Origin of the sequence: Amphibacillus sp. MSJ-3 (assembly GCF_018919165.1) — a bacterium.
Lineage (GTDB): Bacteria > Bacillota > Bacilli > Bacillales > Amphibacillaceae > Amphibacillus.
Window position 1 is genome coordinate 15,826 of sequence record NZ_JAHLQM010000005.1, and the last position, 18,744, is coordinate 34,569.

Consider the following 18,744-nt stretch of genomic DNA (forward strand, 5'->3'; position numbering starts at 1 on the left):
TTATTCCCCTAGATAATCTTGAATTTCAGATTTTAATACATCCGCTTTTGGTCCGTAAATTGCCTGAACTCCTTTATCTTTAAGAATCAGACCAAGTGCACCATTCTTTTTCCAAGTTTGTTCATCAGCAACTTTTTCCTGGTCTTTTACAGTAACGCGTAGTCGTGTCATACATGCATCGACATCAGTGATATTAGCTCTACCACCTAATAGATTGATAATTTCAGCTGCTTGACTCGTTTGATCAATTTCTTTCTTATCTTTATTATCATTCTTATCATCTGTACCTTCATCTTCATCTGTGTAGTTTCCAGCACGTCCTGGTGTTGGCATGTTAAATTTCTTGATTAAAAAGCTAAACAGAAAATAAGTTAAGAAGAAGAACACAATATTAACAATAATATAATTAACTAAATCCATGATTAAACCAGCATTGATCGTCATTGGTAGGCGAGTCAAAAATTCAATGTTACCGAATGTGTGAATTCGCAAATTAATGACATCTGCCATTGCAAAGGCAAGTCCAGCCATTACAGCATAAATACCATATAGTAATGGTGCAGCAAACATAAACATAAACTCGATGGGTTCAGTTACTCCAGTTAAGAAAACTGCTAAACCAGCAGATAAGAACATTGATTTATATTTTAGTCGCTTATCTTTATCAACGTTTTTATACATGGCTAGGGCAGCACCGATTAGAACAGATGTACTCAAGATCATTTGTCCAACCTTGAAACGTGCAGGAGTGACTTCATTTAATAGTGCTTGATATCCTGCAGTATCACCTGCCGCGCGTAGATTATTAAGATCAGATACCCAAGCTAACCATAGCGGGTCTTGGCCAGCTACGACAGATCCTGCATTACTACCTGTTAAGACCGTATATAAACCACCAAGTTCTGTGTAGTTAATTGGTACAGTTAACATGTGATGAAGCCCAAATGGTAATAAAATTCGTTCAAGTGTACCAAACACAAACGGGGCAATAAATGGTGCACTGTCTCGTGAACCTGCAATCCATTCCCCAAAGTTATTAAGTAACCCTTGAATAAAAGGCCAAAAAATTGATAGAACTACTGCTGAGATCACTGACCAAAGCATGACAACAAATGGAACGAACCGTTTACCATTAAAGAAAGCTAAGGCTTGTGGTAATTTATTATAGTTATAGTATTTATTAAAAACAATAGCTCCGATGAAACCTGAGATAATCCCAACGAAAACCCCCATATTTAAAGCAGGAGCCTCAAGGATTAAAGTAAAGTAATCTCCAACAACTAATTCTCCACCTAATAGTGATGTAATAACAGCGTCGGGGTCATTTACCATTTCAGCGCTTACACCAAAGATCGCACCAGTGATGCGGTTAATTAAAATGAAAGCTAATAGCGCCGCAAAAGCCCCACCGGCTCTTTCTTTAGCCCAGGAACCTCCAATTGCAACCGCAAATAGAATATGTAGGTTGTTGATGACCGCCCAACCCATTTCTTCCATTACACGGCCTATACTTATAATAAATTCAATGTCACCACCAGACATGGCAACAACTTTACCTAATGAAATCATAATTCCAGCAGCCGGCATAACGGCTACAACAACCAGCAGAACTTTACCAAGCTTCTGCCAGAAATCAAATGAACCTATTTTCTTCATACCCATTCTCCTTAATTAATAATGTTGCGCTAACGGTTGCGCAAAAAAGTCTATTGCTATTGTAAGTTAAATTAAGTTTGTTTGCAAGCACAAAAATTAAGTTAGTAAAAAATGAATTAGCTAAATATAATATTTTAAAAAACGATTGCATTCGTCTTGTGATTAAGTTGCTATCGTCTGCAAATTGATAAAGTGAAACCTCAATCATTGGGGGCGGGACTAGGACTAGGACTGGGACTGGGACTGCGGTTACTCGTCCCACCGAGAAGATTTGCGGTTACTCGCCCCATCGAAAAGATTCTGACAGTTGCACTGCGATAAAACCTTTTTTCCAAATCATAGTTCTGAATAAAGGGATCGTGTTTTGTAGCGACTCTCAAATTTTGGCACTGGTCACTAGTTACTCGTCTGGTCGGACCATTCTTGGGCTAATCTTAACGAAATGACTAATCGTTACTCTTTCCATAGAAAAACCTATCAAGCTAAGTATTGGTGACCATGAGCTTGATAGGTGTATTAGAAAATAAAGAAGCATTAATGAGCCTACTTGCTTTACCCACTAATGCGGTCTATTGTGGGGCAGGATAGTAAACTTATTTAGCCTTTTTTGTTAAGAGAATATAGCTAGCTAACCCAATGATGGCAAAAAGGATGATAATGATTAGAGTAAGTTGACTGTCATGCCCCTGCTCGGATGCAGAATCATCATTTTCTTCAAACTCGGACTGTTTAACTTCTTCACTCTCATCTTGTTTCTCTTCTTTTATTTCAGATCCTTGCTCATCACTTGCTTGGTCAGGTGCGGGTGGGATGATCGGATCGGCAATTTCAATGGAAAATGTCGCTAGTTTATCGTCTTCTATTTGATCGTAATTAACTAAAGCAATTGTTTTTCCATCATCTTTAATTGCTAGATAAAGCTCCTCGTTTAAATAAGGTTGAAGAGAGTAAGCATCTGAATCAGCTAATCCTTCACTCTTCTTAAAGCTTGCTCGTTCAGCAAATTCAATTGTCCCGTCGTTTTTTTCTAATTTTAGCTGATCATCATCCGTCTTTGTAAGGTAAACACCGGGACTGTTATCTATTTGATAAGAAACATAATTTTCACCAATAGATGCTAGACTCTCTGATTCATACCAACGATAATCATATTGCTGATCATCAACTTGGTCTAATCTAATTGCCATTGTTACCTGTCTTAAGGCAAGATCGCTATCTAGTGGTTCTATTAAGTAGCTCTCCTGACTTACTCCAGAAGCAGTAGGCGTTATTTTGGCGATAGAACCATCGTCATAATAATGAAGGGGTTCAATCGCAACTGAACGATTATTTTCGCCACCGCCAGGAAGTGCTGTATTATGATAAATGAAATACCAGTTATCATTAAATTCTATAACAGCTGGGTGACTCGTCCCGCTGTTAGGAATTCGATCCATGATTTTTCCTTTAAACTCCCAGGGGCCTTCAGGACTATCACTGATCGCATAACCAATTTCCTCAGGATAATTGTAGGCAAAGGTTAGGTAATATTGATCAAGGTATTGGTGGAGAAAGGGGCCTTCAGTAAATGTACCTTCCATATTTTGAATATCAATTGTCTTGATTTCACCATCTATTTCAATCATATTATCTTTAAGTTTAGCGTAATAAAGATGGGTATTTCCCCAATAAAGATGTGCTTGTCCATCTTGATCAATAAAGACGGTTGGGTCGATCACATTCCATGGATCATCTCCCATAAATTCAGGAATTGTTGTCATACTTGATGTAATCAATGGTTCCCCAAGTGCATCTTTAAAACCTTCAACTGGGTTATCTGAAACAGCAACACCTATTGCGTAACCAGGATCTTCGGTACTTTTATTTTTGACAGTTGTATACCAATAAAACTTACCGTCTCGTTCGATTGCCTGGGAGGCCCAAGCTGTATCATGGATTCCCCATTCGAAAGCTGTTCGATCAAGAGAACCTTCATATTCCCAATTAACCATATCATCTGATGAATAAATACTCCATTTTTTCAAGACAAAGAAATGGTCATTACTTGTTGCTTCATCTTGCCCAGTATATAAGTATACTCTTCCATCGTGAACAAGTGCTGCAGGATCTGCGCTATAACGATCTTTAATGACTGGGTTACTTGCTTGCCCTTCGATCGGAAATAAAAAGATCAGTAGCAATAGGCTAACTGAAATCAATCTTTTTTTCATTAAAGTTACCTCCTATGTATGTAAGCGATTCCTTATTAGTATAACTAACTTATTCGTATAACTCAATAAAATATATTAGTTTTGATTATCTTGTTCGGATATTCGGCCAAACGATGAGCATTTTTTTCATAAGAATGTTCGACTTTTTACCGCAGTGCAATTGTTAGTAAAACCCCCACTGCAAGCATTTGAAGGAAAGTAAGCATTGTAAGTGGGAGGTCAATTGACAGTAGCGGCTCGATTGGTTCAAGGGCCCTCAGGCATCCCCTTGTGGTAGTAGAAATCAGTGGGGATGGTTGAAGGCAGATTAGCTCCACCAGGTCCTGTGGTAAGGTCTGCATGACCTAGGTCTTGACTCCCACTTTCCACTGATTCAAGTTTCACTTTACCTGATCGTGCCTTGTCAGGAAAGCCTGATTAGAAGTTGTCCTGGATTTTAGGGTTTAAAAAGATAAAAGTAGCTTCGACCCATTAATAATAAGGAATTTAAAGTTGCCTTTTTGAGATATTTGATGTTAGGTCCTTTTAAACTGAATGATATCTAGCTATGATTCACCATTTCGCTATATTTTGCTTTTAAAAGTTAGATAAAATTATAAAAGGAGACCTAACTTGTTGAGTCGCAATAGATTAGAGCTTTATAAACGAATAAGTGCTGCAAAAATATGGAGGAGTTCAACTTGAAATAAGACGATTTAATTAGATCAAGATGACCTTTTCTTTAGCCTATGGATTATGATTATGTTAAAATGAAATCGAATTAAATTGATCAAAGGAGTTTCACTATGAAAGAACAAATGAAGATTAATCCTACGGAATTAAAAGAAGTGAAAACAGAATTAATGCGTTTTTTTATGGGCTATAGATTTGCTCTTGATCAAATGAAAACAAAAATTGATACATTAAAAAGTGAATTTAAACATATCCATGATTATAATCCGATTGAGCATGTAACCTCTAGAATCAAATCACCCGAAAGTATTATGCGTAAGGTACATAAAAAGAATTGTCCATTTACAATTGAAGGGATTCGAGAAAATATCCGTGATATTGCGGGTTTAAGAATTACCTGTTCATTTGAAACAGATATTTATGTCTTACGTGATATGTTGCAAAAACACCGTGATATTAAAATTATCGAAGAAAAAGACTATATAAAAAACCCAAAGGGAAATGGTTATCGCAGTTTACACTTAATTATTGCCGTGCCTGTTTTTATGTCTGATCGAGAAGAAGAGGTGTTGGTAGAAGTTCAAATTCGCACAATTGCAATGGACTTTTGGGCGACACTTGAACATAAAATATATTATAAATACAATAAAGATATTCCTAATCATATTAAATTAGAATTAACGGAAGCAGCAACTGTTGCCCATCAATTAGATAAGAAAATGGAAGCTCTTCACACTGAAATGAATGTGATTAAAGCAAATAATCAAGCAGAAAATGAATTAGAAGTACTTGAGTTAGATGGTGAACAATTTCATTTACCAACCAATTTTTTAGATCAATTAAACCGGGTTAATTGGATCTAGAAATTAATCTTATTTTAACAAAAACAGGCATAGTCCTTGTTAGTTGCAAAGCAGTAACAAGGGCTATGCCTAAAACTGTTGGTTGTTTTCCTCTGCTGAAGTCGCCGTAATTTCCTTCCCAATAACATAAGACGAAGTATTTGTTGGGTTAGGACCGGTAAAGGCTTGATTATTTCATTTAGTATTGAGTAGAAACTCATCCTTAAATAAAGATTTACTTTTCTTCTGGTGGATTTAGGGTAAGCTTTGGAATTTCTAAAAATGTTTGAATGGCTAAAGCACAGGCTCCCATGACACAGGAACGGTTATGGAACTTAGATAGAACAATTTTATTATATTGACTAACAGAGGAATGCAGATTCATTTCAATCTTCTCGATTGCATTGGGATACATCGTTAGCACTTCACTCGTTAATACAAGTGTTTCAGGATTGAATATGTTGATAATATTATTTATTCCAATTGATAGATATTTAATAAATTGTTCGATATCTGCCAAGGTATTTTTATCTTGTTCTTTAATCAATTGTTTAATCTTCTGATATGAAAGATCTTGACCTTGGTGAATGGCTATTTTCTTAAATAAGCTAGGTTCAGTGGAATATAGTTCCCAGCACCCTTTGTTACCACAGGTGCATGATTCACCGTCAGGAACAACGATCATATGCCCCATTTCACCTGCATAACCATGATAGCCCCGCTGTAGTTCGCCATCAATCATGATTCCTGCTCCCATACCTGAGGAGATGATCAATGTCAGCAGATTGTTACAATCATGATGATAGAAGACACGCTCTGCATAAGTTGATAAATTAGCATTGTTTTCAATTAATATAGGTAAATCAATTTCTTTTAATAAATCATTTTTTAAATCTTTATTGTGCCATTGATACTTTGGAACAAATAAAACGGATTGATCATCTTTGTTTACGGTGCCGTGAATCCCAATGACTACGCCAACGAGTCCATAATGACTATCTGGACACTTTTCTTTATATAAATTAATCTGTTTAATAAGGAGTTGAAGAATGGCATGGTAATCATCTGTGTCAAATTTAATGTCTTCGTTCATGATTGGATTACCGAGTAAATCTGAAATTGTATACTGAATTTTTTTATAATCAAGATCGACTCCAAGTACATAGCCTGCCTTTTGATTAAGTGAGAGTAAGATTGGTCTACGTCCGACAGAAGTATGCTCTTGTTGTGTCTCATAAATTAACTCGCTATCAAGTAAATCAGCAACTTGTACAGAGATCGTTGCCTTGTTTAAGCCAGTGATCTTTGATAAATCAGCTCTCGATATTGAACCATGTTCGACGATTCTTTGTAAAATAATGTTTCGATTAAACTTTTTAATATAAGAGCTATCACCTGTAACCATTTGTATCCCCCTTTGAATAGAATTTTATTTAATGTCCAAATTTAATGACTATGTAATTAAATGAGTTCCATAGTAAAGTAACTAAGTATAAAGAATTAACAATCAAGTTAGAGAAAGCACCAGTGATTTCGACTATAGGGCGATGCTTCCCGTGAGGCCTAGAAAATGTAGATCAGTTAGACGTTAAGACTAGTTTTTTGACTGGGCTGTGCTTACCTGCTTTCTGAAGATATTTGCACTTACCCGTTCATCGAAAATACTGTCATTGGGCATAGTTGTTTATAGACTAACACAGTGAGGAACTTCAGCGCAATTAACGGACTGTTGACTTTCACTGAGTAAAGTTTCATTTTATTTTACATTATACTATAAAAAAAGACCATTCGTTTAATGATTTCACAAGGATAACTTTAGTTTTGATAAAAAGTAAAGCGTTAGTCTTGAAAGATCAACGCTTTACATATAATATATAGATATAGTTTGTTTGGCAAACAAACTATATAAGTAATATTTAATTATAAAACATAGTTATGAAAAGCAAAACAATATAAGGTATTTAAAAATAAGGTTTGATCACTGAAATCACGATAGAAGGGGATAAATAATGATTCTCTGCTATCAAATGATTTAGGGTGATCAATAGCCAAATATGTAGAGGAGGAATAAAGATGAGTATTCTTGAAAAGTTAGTTCAGGATATACCGATTCCAAAAATGGCAAAGGTGAAACAAACTTTTGATTCTTCAAAGTTAGAAGATGTTGTTACGACAATACGGGAGGAATTAGAAGGGGTAAAGGATCGAGTTGAGCCTGGAAGTGAAATCGCAATCGCGGTTGGCAGTAGAGGGACAGATGCCCTAGTTGAAATAACACGAGAGACAGTAAGCTTTTTGAAGAATTTAGGTGCAAAACCATTTATTGTACCGAGTATGGGGAGTCATGGTGGAGCAACAGGACCTGGTCAAGCAGCTGTACTCGCACATTTAGGTGTGACCGAGGAATCTGTGGGTGCGGAAATCCGTTCATCTATGGAAGTTGTTAAGTTAGGCGAACTAGAGAATGGCTTACCTATTTATATGGATAAATTCGCATCAGAAGCAGACGGGATTGTGGTTATTAACCGAGTGAAACCTCACACCGCTTTTCGGGGGAAAGTAGAAAGCGGAATCATGAAGATGATTAGTATTGGATTAGGAAAGCAAAAGGGAGCTGAAGCTTGCCATCAACTTGGCTTTAAACATATGGCAGAACATGTTCCGGCGATGGCTAAGGTAGCGATTGCGAAAAAACCGATTTTATTTGCAATTGCCACTGTTGAAAATGCTTTTGATAAAGTAGCCCAATTGACGGTATTAAAAGCTGAGGAAATTGAAGAAAAAGAGCCGGACTTACAGAAGCTAGCTAAGGAACTATTACCTAAAATTTATCTTGACCAAATTGATGTGTTAATTATTGATCAGATCGGTAAGAACATTAGTGGTGATGGAATGGACCCGAATATTACAGGGCGCTACCCGACACCTTATGCACATGGAGGACCTGAAGTCACCAAAATGGCTGTATTGGATTTAACAAAGGAAACAGAAGGAAATGCAAACGGTGTTGGAACGGCAGATTTTACAACTCAACGACTTGTAGACAAAATGGATCGAGAAGCAACCTACGCAAATGGCTTAACATCAACTGTAGTGGGACCAACGCATATTTCAACTGCAATGCCAAGTGATAAAACAGCAATTCAAGCAGCGATTAAAACATGTAATATTTTAGATTTTAATCAAGTGAAAATGGTTCGTATTAAAGACACCCTTCATGTTGGTGAAATTGAAGTATCTGAAAGTTTATTAAAAGTAGTCAGGGAACACCCGAATATGGAACAAGTTTCTGATTTATATGAACTTACCTTTAATAAAGAAGGAAATCTAAAATAGAAATTATTTAGGAGGAACTGTGTGATATGGGGAATTTATTTGACTTAAGTGGAAAGGTTGCTGTTGCTATAGGTGGTAATAGTACTCTCGGATCAACAATGGCCAAGGGATTAGCGGAACAAGGGGCCAAAGTAGCTGTTGTGGGACGAAATATAGTTACGGCTACACAAGTTGCAGAGGATATTACTGAAAATGGGGGTATCGCTAAAGCCTTTCAAGCAGATGTAAGCGATTTAGAGACGATTAAAAGAGTTGCTGACGAGATTGAAGCATGGGCTTCTGGATGGGATATTCTTCTGAATGCAGCTGGTAAAAACAGCAGTACACCGTTTTTTGAGCTTGATTTAGAAGAGTGGGATGATATTATGGATGTAAATTTGAAGGGAACAGTCTTTACAATCCAACACTTTGCGAAAAAAATGATTGATCAAGGGCGGAAAGGAAGTATTATTAATATTTCATCTGCTTCTTCTGATATTCCTTTATCAAAAGTTTTTACCTATTCGGCATCAAAAGCTGGAATTAATAGTATCACCCAATTTTTAGCAAGAGAATTTGCCCCTCATGGGATTCGGGTAAATGCGATCATTCCAGGCTTTTTCCCGGCGGAACAAAACCGTAAAATTATGGATGACTCGCGAATTGAATCGATCATGGCACACACGCCTATGAAGCGGTTTGGTAAACCTGAAGAGCTAAAAGGTGCTGCTATTTACCTGGCATCAGATAAAGCTTCCGGATTTGTGACAGGTAGTTTTTTACGTGTGGATGGTGGTTACTTGAGTATGACGATTTGATGATACAGATTAATTGATTGGTCATTGAATCCATGTAAAAGGACACTAGTCTTTTTATTAACTAGGAATATCTCAATATTTCGGGTTGATTATGCAGGACCAAAAGAGGTCTTCCGGTAGATTTTCTAAAGTGACTTTTCAGGGAATAGAGGGGAATCATTATGTCTAGAGAATTAGTCATTGGACTTGATATAGGTACAACGAGTGTAAAGGCGGTTGTATTTAAATGCGATGGCCAGCTAATTGCGGAGGCCGAAGAATTAATTACAACCAATTATCCACATCCGACTTGGGCCGAACAAAATCCTAAAGACATTGAAGAAGCTGCAATCTTTGTCATTAAAAATGCAATGGCCAAAGCACAAGCAAGAACTGAAGAAATTCTTACAGTAGGAATTTCCGCAGCGATGCATTCGCTTATTTGTTTCGATCAAGACTTACAACCCATATCACCGATGATGATATGGTCAGATAAACGAAGCAGTCATATAGCAGAAAAATATTTAACGGAAGACGGAAGGGCTATGTATCTTAAAACAGGTACACCCATTCATCCGATGACCCCGTTACTCAAATTACTATGGTTAAAAGAAGAACAAGCACGAGCTTATTTGAATGCCCGCTACTTTATGTCGATGAAAGAATATTTAATACAAAAGTGGTTTGGGGTTCGGGTGATCGATTATTCGATGGCATCGGCAACTGGTTTTTTTAATGTAAATGATTTAAAGTGGGAGAAATCAGCATTAGAATTAGCAGGTATTAATGAAGAACAACTCTCCAAAATAGTCCCACCGACAGAAATTTTAACAGGTTTAAATATAGAGATTGCTGATCAAATGAACTTATTGCCAGAAACCCCATTTGTTATTGGGGCAGCGGATGGTCAACTTGCAAATCTAGGTAGCGGTGCGATTAATCCAGGTGAGGTCAATATCTCTGTTGGAACAAGTGGGGCAGTTCGGCAATTTGTCAAAGGGGCACCAATAAATAAGGCAATGGAGACTTTCACTTATGCATTTACCAAGGATACTTCAATAGTTGGTGGTCCAACAAATAATGGTGGGATTGCGCTTCAGTGGCTAAAGGATTTGATTGACTTTGAAGGGACATATGATGAGCTCTTATTGTTAGCGGACAATATCGAACTGGGAGCTGACGGTCTTCTATTTGTGCCCTATATAAATGGAGAGCGAGCACCAGTCTGGGACGGACGGGCTAAAGGGAATTTCTATGGACTTAGTGTGAACCATAGGAAAGGACATCTTGTTCGTGCAGTCCTAGAAGGTATTTCATATAACTTATTTCAAATCAGTCAATCATTAGAAACAATAGCTGGTCCAGCTAAGAAAATCACAGTAAATGGTGGTTTATCAAAATCAAAATTATGGACACAAATTATGGCAGATATCTTTGGGCAAAGTATTTATTTATCTGACACACATCATAATGCTGCCTGGGGAGCTGCTTGGACGGCTTTAGTGGGGATTGGCAAAGTTGAGGGTTTTTCAGAAATAAAAAGCAGTTTGCCACATGAAAAAGTAGTTCAACCGAATATGGAAAACCATCAAAAATATCATCATTTATTTAAGAAGTATCTAAAACTTGCCAAAAGCCTTAACGTATTTTTTGACTAACCATATTTAAAGTAAGTCAAATGAATCATAAGGAGGAAGGAATGTTTTCACCTGATGCGTATTTAGACTATTTGTACCAAGAGGCAATTGCGAATCAAGAACAAAAAGACCAAAATCAACTTTTAGTTAAATTTGAGGAATTATTGGGTGATTTCTCAGGTCAGGATCAACCCTTGAATCCAGAAATTATTGAAAGAGTAGAACTTGATAGTTATACCCGATTAGGTGTTGTGATTTCGACAGTCAAACATTTAAAAATGCCAGTCTATGTATTAATCCCTAACCATGAACCTAAGAAAAAGAAGCCTGCTGTTTTGGCTATCCATGGTCATGGTTATGGGAACAAGGCTTTAGTAGGATTAAATCATGATGGTACAAGGATTGATGGTGGAGAATATCATAAGAATTTTGCGATTGAACTGGTGAAGAGAGGAACTGTTGTCCTTGTTCCTGAATTAGTCGGTTTTGGTGATCGAAAGAGAAAGGTAGATCAAGGAATTGGCAAACCAACCGACAATTCTTGTTATATGATTGCTAGTCAACTTCTTTTAGTAGGAAAAACATTAGCCGGTCTTAGAGTCCATGAATGCAAAAGGGTGCTTGATTTTATCGAGACTTTAACAGAAGTAGATCAGGAGAAGATTGCTTGTATGGGGATTTCCGGTGGTGGGCTAGTAGCAGGTTTTACCTCTGCCCTTGATCAACGGATACGTGCAACTGTGATCAGTGGTTACACCAATACTTTTAAAACGAGTATCATGGCTAGACGACACTGTTTGGATAATTATATCCCGGGTATTTTAAATGAAGCTGAGATGCCTGAATGGCTTGGTTTAATTGCTCCAAGGCCACTTTTTATTGAGGCTGGCACTGAAGACCATCTTTTCCCGGTCGAATATGTCCATTATGCCATTGAAAGGCTAACTACTATTTATCGAAGCTTTAATGCTGAGTCTATGCTCGATGCACATATCTTCCCTGGTGGACATGAAATAAATGGTCAAAAATCATTTGATTGGATCATAAACCAACTCACATAATGGAGGATGCTTGATGAAATATGATGGGTAAATGCCGAACGATATAGTCTTAATGAATTGAACCTGGAACAGATCAATCGACTATAGGCTACCTTTCAATCATATAAGGTAACCGACCGGATGATAGGCGTGGGGGCAACAGTTAGTAAAAGTCAGATTCGTTTATTTAAGAATTAGCTGGGAAAGCGCCTTTCTGAGTGAAGCCACCTCTAGTTGTTCGTTGGCAAAATATGATCAATTAGATGATAATCATATTCAAAGATTGGTATCAATAACTTAGATTTTAGCATAAAAGTAACAATCACTAGAGATGATTATGGACGTGATTATACCGATCTAGTACACTAAGATTGGATGTTTAACATTCGCTTAATCGGATTAATATCGATAATCGGTGATGGTCCGATCTTATTATTCCTTTTTATTTGATAGATAAAATGAAAGGGTTTACAAAATTGTAAGATTTAAGATTAGAAAGATATTTAGTTATTTCTCCAAAAAATACATAGATTGGGAGTTGATGGTGGAGTGCAAAAGAAATATGTACTTGTAGGTACAGGGGGAAGAGCAGAGTTTTTTTATGGGGCACTGGTTAGAGACTTTAAAGAAACGAGTCGCTTAGTTGCTTTCTGTGATATTAATCAGACGAGAATGAATTATGCTAATCAATTGTTAGAAGAAAAGTATCATCATGCTAAGATCAATACTTATTTAGCTAATGAATTCGATCAAATGATTGCAAAGGAAAAACCAGATATCGTGATTGTGACAACTGTTGATCGAACACATCATAAATATATTATTAGAGCACTTGAATTAGGTTGTGATGTCATTACTGAAAAACCGATGACAACTGATGCTGAAAAAACACAAGCGATAATAGATGCTATAAACCGAACAGGAAATCAGGTTCGAGTTACATTTAATTATCGTTATGCACCTCACAACACTAAGATTAGGGAATTGATTCGGGATGGAGTGATAGGAGAGGTCTATTCTGTTAATTTTGAATGGGCACTAGATACACAACACGGTGCTGATTATTTCCGAAGATGGCATCGAAATAAAGCCAATAGTGGTGGTCTCCTTGTTCATAAGTCAACCCATCATTTTGATTTAGTTAACTTTTGGCTTGATACATCACCAGACACGGTTTACGCAACTGGTGGATTACGTTTTTATGGTAGAGAAAATGCAGAAGCTCGAGGTGAAACGAAGTTCTATCAACGCGCCCATGGAAGCAAGCAAGCAGAAACTGATCCGTTCGCAATTCAGTTAGCAGATAATCCGCATTTAAAAGCAATGTATTTGGATGCAGAGAAAGAAGATGGCTACCAACGAGATCAAAGTGTGTTTGGGGATGGGATTAACATTGAGGATACTTTAGGTGTAATGGTCACTTATAAAAATAAAGCCATTCTTACTTATTCCCTAAACGCTTATTTGCCATGGGAAGGGTTTATCGTTTCTTTTAACGGGAGTAAGGGGCGAATTGAGGTTCAAGTTCGTGAACACTCATATATTAACTCCGGTGGCTCAAAGAGTGATGAAGGGAAATTAGCTGAAAAGTCGGTTCGTGTTCTTCCTATGTTTGGTGAGCCCTATGAAGTGGAAATTGTCGAAGGAGAAGGTGGACACGGCGGAGGCGATCCGCTTTTATTACAAGATTTATTTGGTCTGCCGGAAGAAGATGAATTTAATCGGGCAGCATCACATATCGATGGTGCTACCTCTATATTAACAGGAATTGCCGGTAATCTTTCCCTTCAGACAGGTCAACCAGTCAAAGTTGATCATTTAATAGATTTTAATAAAGTGAAATGAAGAATGAATGAGATGGTGTTAATTTCAATTAAGCTGTTTGATTAAATTGCTATAAGTTCTCGATTTTTAATATCTGTTTTCATTGTTTGGATGATAAAGTAAACCTTCACTTAGTGAGGGACTTATAGTTAGTTAATCTACAATAAATTTTAGAAAGGGTTGAAATGACGATGACATTATTACCGATTATTGAAATGTTAGCTCAAGGAGAAGTAGCCGAATCAACAACTCATGTAAAAGTTTATGAAAAGTCATACAAAAACTATGAGAATGTTCATTTATTAATGGTGAAGGTGGGGAATGAGAAGTATATTCTAGCAACAGGAACAGGCTTATTATATGATGAATTGGTCGGTGATCAAATCGTTGATAGAGGGAAAAAGTGTCCACTTACCCACGAAAATCGTCTCGTTTTGAACCGTTATTTTGATTATACTAAACCTCGTGCATTTGGAACGAAAACAGCAACAATTGGATTAGGTGACCGTCTAGGGTTAGCATCACCAGGACATATTGAAACCGTAAGAAAGAGTAAAATGAAACCTATTCTGGCTCAACAAAGTATCCGTGAATTGAATCTTACTAATCGAACAATGGAGGATATCTTAGATGCAGCCGCCTTTGCAGTCTTTCAAACAGGATATGAAGGAGGATATGGTGCAGATGGTGACCATATAAAAGAAGAGTCTGATATAAAAGATGCACTTTCACTTGGTGTTTCAATGATAACGTTAGATTGTTCAGATCAAATAGATAAAACAATAGAAGAAGCAACCGCCGAAAAGATAGAGGTAGAGTACGAGGAGCTTCCAAAACGGACTAGAGATTATTACCAAGAACGTTATTTGAATAAAACATTTCAAGTGAATGGACTTACCCTAACGTTTGATCGTCTCTCTCTAATGAGAAATGTCCTGCTTTATGATGAAGCAATTGTTTTTACGACACATGTGTTTAAGGAATATATTAATAAAGAAGAGCGTGCAATAGATTTTGAAATATCAATTGATGAAACCGAAACCGTCACATCTCCAACTGCTCACTTTTTTGTTGCAAATGAATTAATTGATAGAGGTGTTCAAGTCAATAGCCTTGCTCCCCGCTTTTGTGGTGAATTTCAAAAAGGAATTGACTATATTGGGGATATTGAACAATTTGAACATGAATTAAGGGAGCATGCTTTGATTTCAGAACACTTTGGTTATAAATTAAGCATTCACTCAGGAAGTGATAAATTCAAAGTATTTCCAATCATAGGGAAATATACGAAGGGTGTTCTTCATATTAAAACGGCTGGAACCAATTGGCTTGAAGCGGTTCGAGTGATTGCTAAAACGAATCCGCCACTCTATCGAGATATGCATACTTTCGCATTAGAAAACTTTGAAAAAGCCTTGAAATACTATCATGTTACACCAGATTTAGCTAGCATAAAACCGCTTGATAAGGTTACTGATTCCGAACTTCCGGATTATATGAATAATGATGCGGCCCGACAATTATTCCACGTCACATATGGTTTGATTTTGACTGATAAAAATGACCAAGATCAATTTACTTTTAAAGATCAGTTTTATAAAACACTTTATGATCATGAAGAAGAATATACAGCAGCACTTATGAAACATATCGGTCGTCATATTGACAAACTTGGTCTAAGATAAAATTTGACTAACAACTGAGTCATGTTAGGTATTCGCTTAGGCTTAAAAGTCGCCATAGCTAGTGGTTAAATCACCGCACTTGGCCGATGAGCCCCTATTTCAACATCTCGTGAAAAGTTAAGGATGATAAGTGGGGGCTGTCGGTCAAGATTAGATTCCTTCATCTAACATTTATTGTGGATGTCCTCGTGCGTGAGCTTAAGCTTATTGTTAATCGTCATAATTAACATAAAAATAAATGAATTCTGAATATTTTCAAAAAAGGTCTTGCTTTTTTTGAGAAAATAGCATAAGCTATTTTTAAGCTATTTTTCGGTAATTCAGTTTAATCAACAATCTAATAATGCGATTTCTTATCCAGAGAGACAGAGGGATTGGCCCGATGACGTCTCAGCAACCACCTTAGTTATTGGGGAACGGTGCTAATTCCAAATAGGCAACTGCCTAGAAGATGAGAAGAATGTTTTTAATTAAAAGACTTTCTTCTTAGAAGGTCTTTTTTTAATATGGATTGATTGAATGCAAGTCCCTTACTTCAATCTTATAAGGGAAACGAGCGGATGGTTAATGGAGATGAATAGCCTAGTAATAGCGCAAGTTGCTCAGCTAACATGATGGGGTGGGAAATCCCCCGCTGAGCGGAAAGTTATTTTAGCCAATTTACTGTATTTTTTAAAAAAGAATGAAGTTTATTGAAGGAGGTGAAGTGATGAGCTTTAAACAGGAGACGATTTTGACACAGTTAGGTAATCGAGTGGATGTAGAGACGGGGGCGGTGAGTGCTCCGATTCACATGTCGACAGCTTATCGCCATCAAACGTTGGGAGAGTCAACAGGGTTTGACTATACTCGAACAAAAAATCCAACACGACTAATACTGGAGGAAGCAATCGCTGAATTGGAAGGTGGTGTAGCTGGCTTTGCTTGTAGCTCAGGATTAGCTGCGCTTCAGTTAGTTTTTTCATTGTTTAAGTCTGGTGATCACTTAATTGTAGCAAACCATCTTTATGGTGGAACCTATCGTTTACTTGAACATTTTGAACAACAATATGATTTAGAAATTAGCTATCTGGATTTCGATCATCTATCAGATGTAAGTGCAGCTATCCGGACGGAAACAAAGGCAATCCTACTTGAAACGCCGACAAATCCTTTGTTAACCGAAATCGATATTGAGGCAGTTAGCAAGATCACGGAGGAAAATGGTCTTTTATTAATTGTTGATAATACTTTTTATACACCTTATTTACAGCAACCATTGGCTCTAGGTGCAGATATTGTTGTGCATAGCGCGACAAAGTATTTAGGTGGTCATAATGATGTGTTGGCAGGATTGACGATTGTGAAATCTGAGAGTATCGCAGAAAAACTAGCCGAACTGCATAATAATATTGGAGCGACCCTATCACCATTCGATGCCTGGTTGTTGATGAGGGGGATGAAAACTTTACCGGTTCGTATTAAACAGCAACAAGAAAATGCTCAGACTTTAGTTAAGTTTTTATCAAATCATCCATGTGTAGGTCAAGTTTTTTATCCAGGAAAGGGTGGTATGCTCTCCTTTCGGTTAAAAGATAAAAATTGGGTAAAACCATTTTTACAAGAGCTCAAGCTCATTAGTTTTGCTGAGAGTTTAGGTGGGGTTGAGAGTTTTATTACTTTTCCGACTACACAAACACATGCTGATATTCCTGAAGCTGAAAGATTAGCACTAGGTATTGATGATACATTATTGCGATTTTCAGTCGGGATTGAAGCTGTAGAGGATTTAATTACAGATCTTAAAACGAGTTTTGCAAAATTAAAATAAGAAAGTAGGAGATTGTTAATGACAATTCAAGCGCCTTTTCATGCAGACCATGTAGGGAGTTTATTAAGACCAGAGCGATTAAAAAAGGCTCGTCGTGATTATAAAGAAGGAAAGATTGAGCGAAGTGAATTAAAGAAAATTGAGATTGAAGAAGTGACCCGTATTGTTGATAAACAAATTGAACTTGGTTTAGATGTCGTGACAGATGGTGAATTCCGCCGTGATTGGTGGCATATTGACTTTTTAGAGAACTTAAATGGCTTTGAAGGATATGTTCCTGAACATGGCTACTTTTTTGAAGGTGTTGAAACAGAACCTTATGATGTTCGAAATATAGGCAAAATATCATTCAATCCAGATCATCCCTTTATTGATGACTTTAAGGAATTTAATAAGATTGTTAATGGGCGTGCGATTGCGAAGCAAACAATTCCAAGTCCAAATCAACTCTTCCATGTTGATATAATTAATTCAGATATTTATCCTGACTATGAATCTTATGCCAAGGATATTATTCAAGCTTACCGAGATGCCATTCAAGCTTTTTATGATGCTGGTGTTCGTTACTTACAAATTGATGATGTGTATTTAGCTGTATTAACTTCACCAGATAATGATTTTGATAGTGGTCCATACAAGCGCGATTATTTAATTGATTTAGCTGTACGTGTGATCAATGCTGTATTAGAAGGAAAACCAGAAGATTTAATCGTGACAACTCATATTTGTCGCGGAAACTATCAGTCTACTTATGCTTTTCAAGGAAGTTATCAATTAATTGCACCAACTGTTTTTGCTAAAGAAAAAGTTGATGGCTTCTTTCTAGAATATGATGACGATCGTTCGGGTGATTTTGAACCCTTGGCCCATATTCCAAAAGGCGGTGCTAAAGTTGTCCTTGGATTAATTACCTCAAAACATGCTGAGTTAGAAGATCCGGACTTGATCAAAGCGAGAATTGCCGAAGCAGCGAAGTATGTCCCCTTAGATCAGTTATGTTTAAGTCCACAATGTGGCTTTGCATCGACACATCATGGGAATTTAATCACAGAAGAAGACCAATGGAATAAACTAGAACATGTTGTTAAGATCGCTAAAGAAGTTTGGGGAGATTAGTCCAATCATTTGGCTATGATTTAATGGACGGTTAGATCCCACCATGTCATCTGGTAACTTCTGCATAACCTAGGTCCTGTAGGCCCAACCCCCACTGATTGAAGTTTCACTTTATCCAACACTCAGTGGGGAAAGAAACT

At 37.1% G+C, this 18,744-nt stretch carries 12 protein-coding genes and 1 riboswitch; of the genes, 9 read left to right on the plus strand and 3 right to left on the minus strand.

What is annotated here, in order from left to right; translation table 11 throughout:
* Together KQI76_RS02640 and KQI76_RS02645 are read right to left on the minus strand one after the other, a co-directional pair.
* A complete protein-coding gene (locus tag KQI76_RS02640; RefSeq protein ID WP_216398757.1) occupies window positions 1–1,656 on the minus strand; it encodes a PTS transporter subunit IIBC in 1,656 nt (551 codons plus the stop codon).
* A gap of 593 nt (window positions 1,657–2,249) precedes the next feature.
* The gene (locus tag KQI76_RS02645; RefSeq protein WP_216398758.1) at window positions 2,250–3,866 is read right to left on the minus strand and encodes a family 43 glycosylhydrolase; all 1,617 of its coding nucleotides are present in this window, start codon (window positions 3,864–3,866) and stop codon (window positions 2,250–2,252) included.
* A 785-nt stretch (window positions 3,867–4,651) separates the two neighbouring features.
* On the opposite strand from KQI76_RS02645, the gene KQI76_RS02650 reads away from it, so the two are divergent.
* On the plus strand, window positions 4,652–5,401 hold the full coding sequence (locus KQI76_RS02650) for a GTP pyrophosphokinase (protein WP_253288769.1): 750 nt from the start codon (window positions 4,652–4,654) through the stop codon (window positions 5,399–5,401).
* Between the two features lie 214 nt (window positions 5,402–5,615).
* On the opposite strand, the gene KQI76_RS02655 is transcribed toward KQI76_RS02650, so the two are convergent.
* Entirely contained in the window at window positions 5,616–6,785 is a 1,170-nt protein-coding gene (locus KQI76_RS02655; RefSeq protein ID WP_216398759.1) for an ROK family transcriptional regulator, read from the minus strand.
* Window positions 6,786–7,453: 668 nt separating this feature from the next.
* Between KQI76_RS02655 and KQI76_RS02660 the strand changes: the two genes are divergently transcribed.
* From KQI76_RS02660 to KQI76_RS02695, 8 genes are all read left to right on the plus strand, one after another.
* Complete coding sequence (locus tag KQI76_RS02660) at window positions 7,454–8,716, plus strand: nickel pincer cofactor-dependent isomerase, group 22 (RefSeq protein WP_216398760.1); 1,263 nt, start codon at window positions 7,454–7,456, stop codon at window positions 8,714–8,716.
* A 26-nt stretch (window positions 8,717–8,742) separates the two neighbouring features.
* On the plus strand, window positions 8,743–9,513 hold the full coding sequence (locus KQI76_RS02665) for an SDR family oxidoreductase (RefSeq protein WP_216398761.1): 771 nt from the start codon (window positions 8,743–8,745) through the stop codon (window positions 9,511–9,513).
* A gap of 161 nt (window positions 9,514–9,674) precedes the next feature.
* Window positions 9,675–11,150, plus strand: a complete 1,476-nt coding sequence (locus KQI76_RS02670) for a gluconokinase (RefSeq protein ID WP_216398762.1) — start codon at window positions 9,675–9,677, stop codon at window positions 11,148–11,150.
* 41 nt (window positions 11,151–11,191) lie between these two features.
* Window positions 11,192–12,190, plus strand: coding sequence for a dienelactone hydrolase family protein (locus tag KQI76_RS02675; RefSeq protein ID WP_216398763.1), 999 nt, complete (start codon window positions 11,192–11,194; stop codon window positions 12,188–12,190).
* Between the two features lie 528 nt (window positions 12,191–12,718).
* Entirely contained in the window at window positions 12,719–14,014 is a 1,296-nt protein-coding gene (locus KQI76_RS02680; RefSeq protein WP_216398764.1) for a Gfo/Idh/MocA family oxidoreductase, read from the plus strand.
* 164 nt (window positions 14,015–14,178) lie between these two features.
* Window positions 14,179–15,678, plus strand: a complete 1,500-nt coding sequence (locus KQI76_RS02685; protein ID WP_253288770.1) for a tagaturonate epimerase family protein — start codon at window positions 14,179–14,181, stop codon at window positions 15,676–15,678.
* Window positions 15,679–16,028: 350 nt separating this feature from the next.
* Window positions 16,029–16,136, plus strand: a riboswitch (SAM riboswitch).
* A gap of 251 nt (window positions 16,137–16,387) precedes the next feature.
* Window positions 16,388–17,488 (plus strand): aminotransferase class I/II-fold pyridoxal phosphate-dependent enzyme, encoded by a 1,101-nt coding sequence (locus KQI76_RS02690; protein ID WP_216398765.1) that lies wholly within the window; start codon window positions 16,388–16,390, stop codon window positions 17,486–17,488.
* 18 nt (window positions 17,489–17,506) lie between these two features.
* Entirely contained in the window at window positions 17,507–18,604 is a 1,098-nt protein-coding gene (locus KQI76_RS02695; protein WP_216398766.1) for a 5-methyltetrahydropteroyltriglutamate--homocysteine S-methyltransferase, read from the plus strand.
* Window positions 18,605–18,744 lie beyond the last annotated feature (140 nt).

Excerpts from the sequence above, each read along its gene's own strand:
- KQI76_RS02640 (WP_216398757.1), bottom strand. The coding sequence starts at position 1,656 with ATGAAGAAAATAGGTTCATTTGATTTCTGGCAGAAGCTTGGTAAAGTT.
- KQI76_RS02645 (WP_216398758.1), bottom strand. The coding sequence starts at position 3,866 with ATGAAAAAAAGATTGATTTCAGTTAGCCTATTGCTACTGATCTTTTTA.
- KQI76_RS02650 (WP_253288769.1), top strand. The coding sequence starts at position 4,652 with ATGAAAGAACAAATGAAGATTAATCCTACGGAATTAAAAGAAGTGAAA.
- KQI76_RS02655 (WP_216398759.1), bottom strand. The coding sequence starts at position 6,785 with ATGGTTACAGGTGATAGCTCTTATATTAAAAAGTTTAATCGAAACATT.
- KQI76_RS02660 (WP_216398760.1), top strand. The coding sequence starts at position 7,454 with ATGAGTATTCTTGAAAAGTTAGTTCAGGATATACCGATTCCAAAAATG.
- KQI76_RS02665 (WP_216398761.1), top strand. The coding sequence starts at position 8,743 with ATGGGGAATTTATTTGACTTAAGTGGAAAGGTTGCTGTTGCTATAGGT.
- KQI76_RS02670 (WP_216398762.1), top strand. The coding sequence starts at position 9,675 with ATGTCTAGAGAATTAGTCATTGGACTTGATATAGGTACAACGAGTGTA.
- KQI76_RS02675 (WP_216398763.1), top strand. The coding sequence starts at position 11,192 with ATGTTTTCACCTGATGCGTATTTAGACTATTTGTACCAAGAGGCAATT.
- KQI76_RS02685 (WP_253288770.1), top strand. The coding sequence starts at position 14,179 with ATGACGATGACATTATTACCGATTATTGAAATGTTAGCTCAAGGAGAA.
- KQI76_RS02690 (WP_216398765.1), top strand. The coding sequence starts at position 16,388 with ATGAGCTTTAAACAGGAGACGATTTTGACACAGTTAGGTAATCGAGTG.
- KQI76_RS02695 (WP_216398766.1), top strand. The coding sequence starts at position 17,507 with ATGACAATTCAAGCGCCTTTTCATGCAGACCATGTAGGGAGTTTATTA.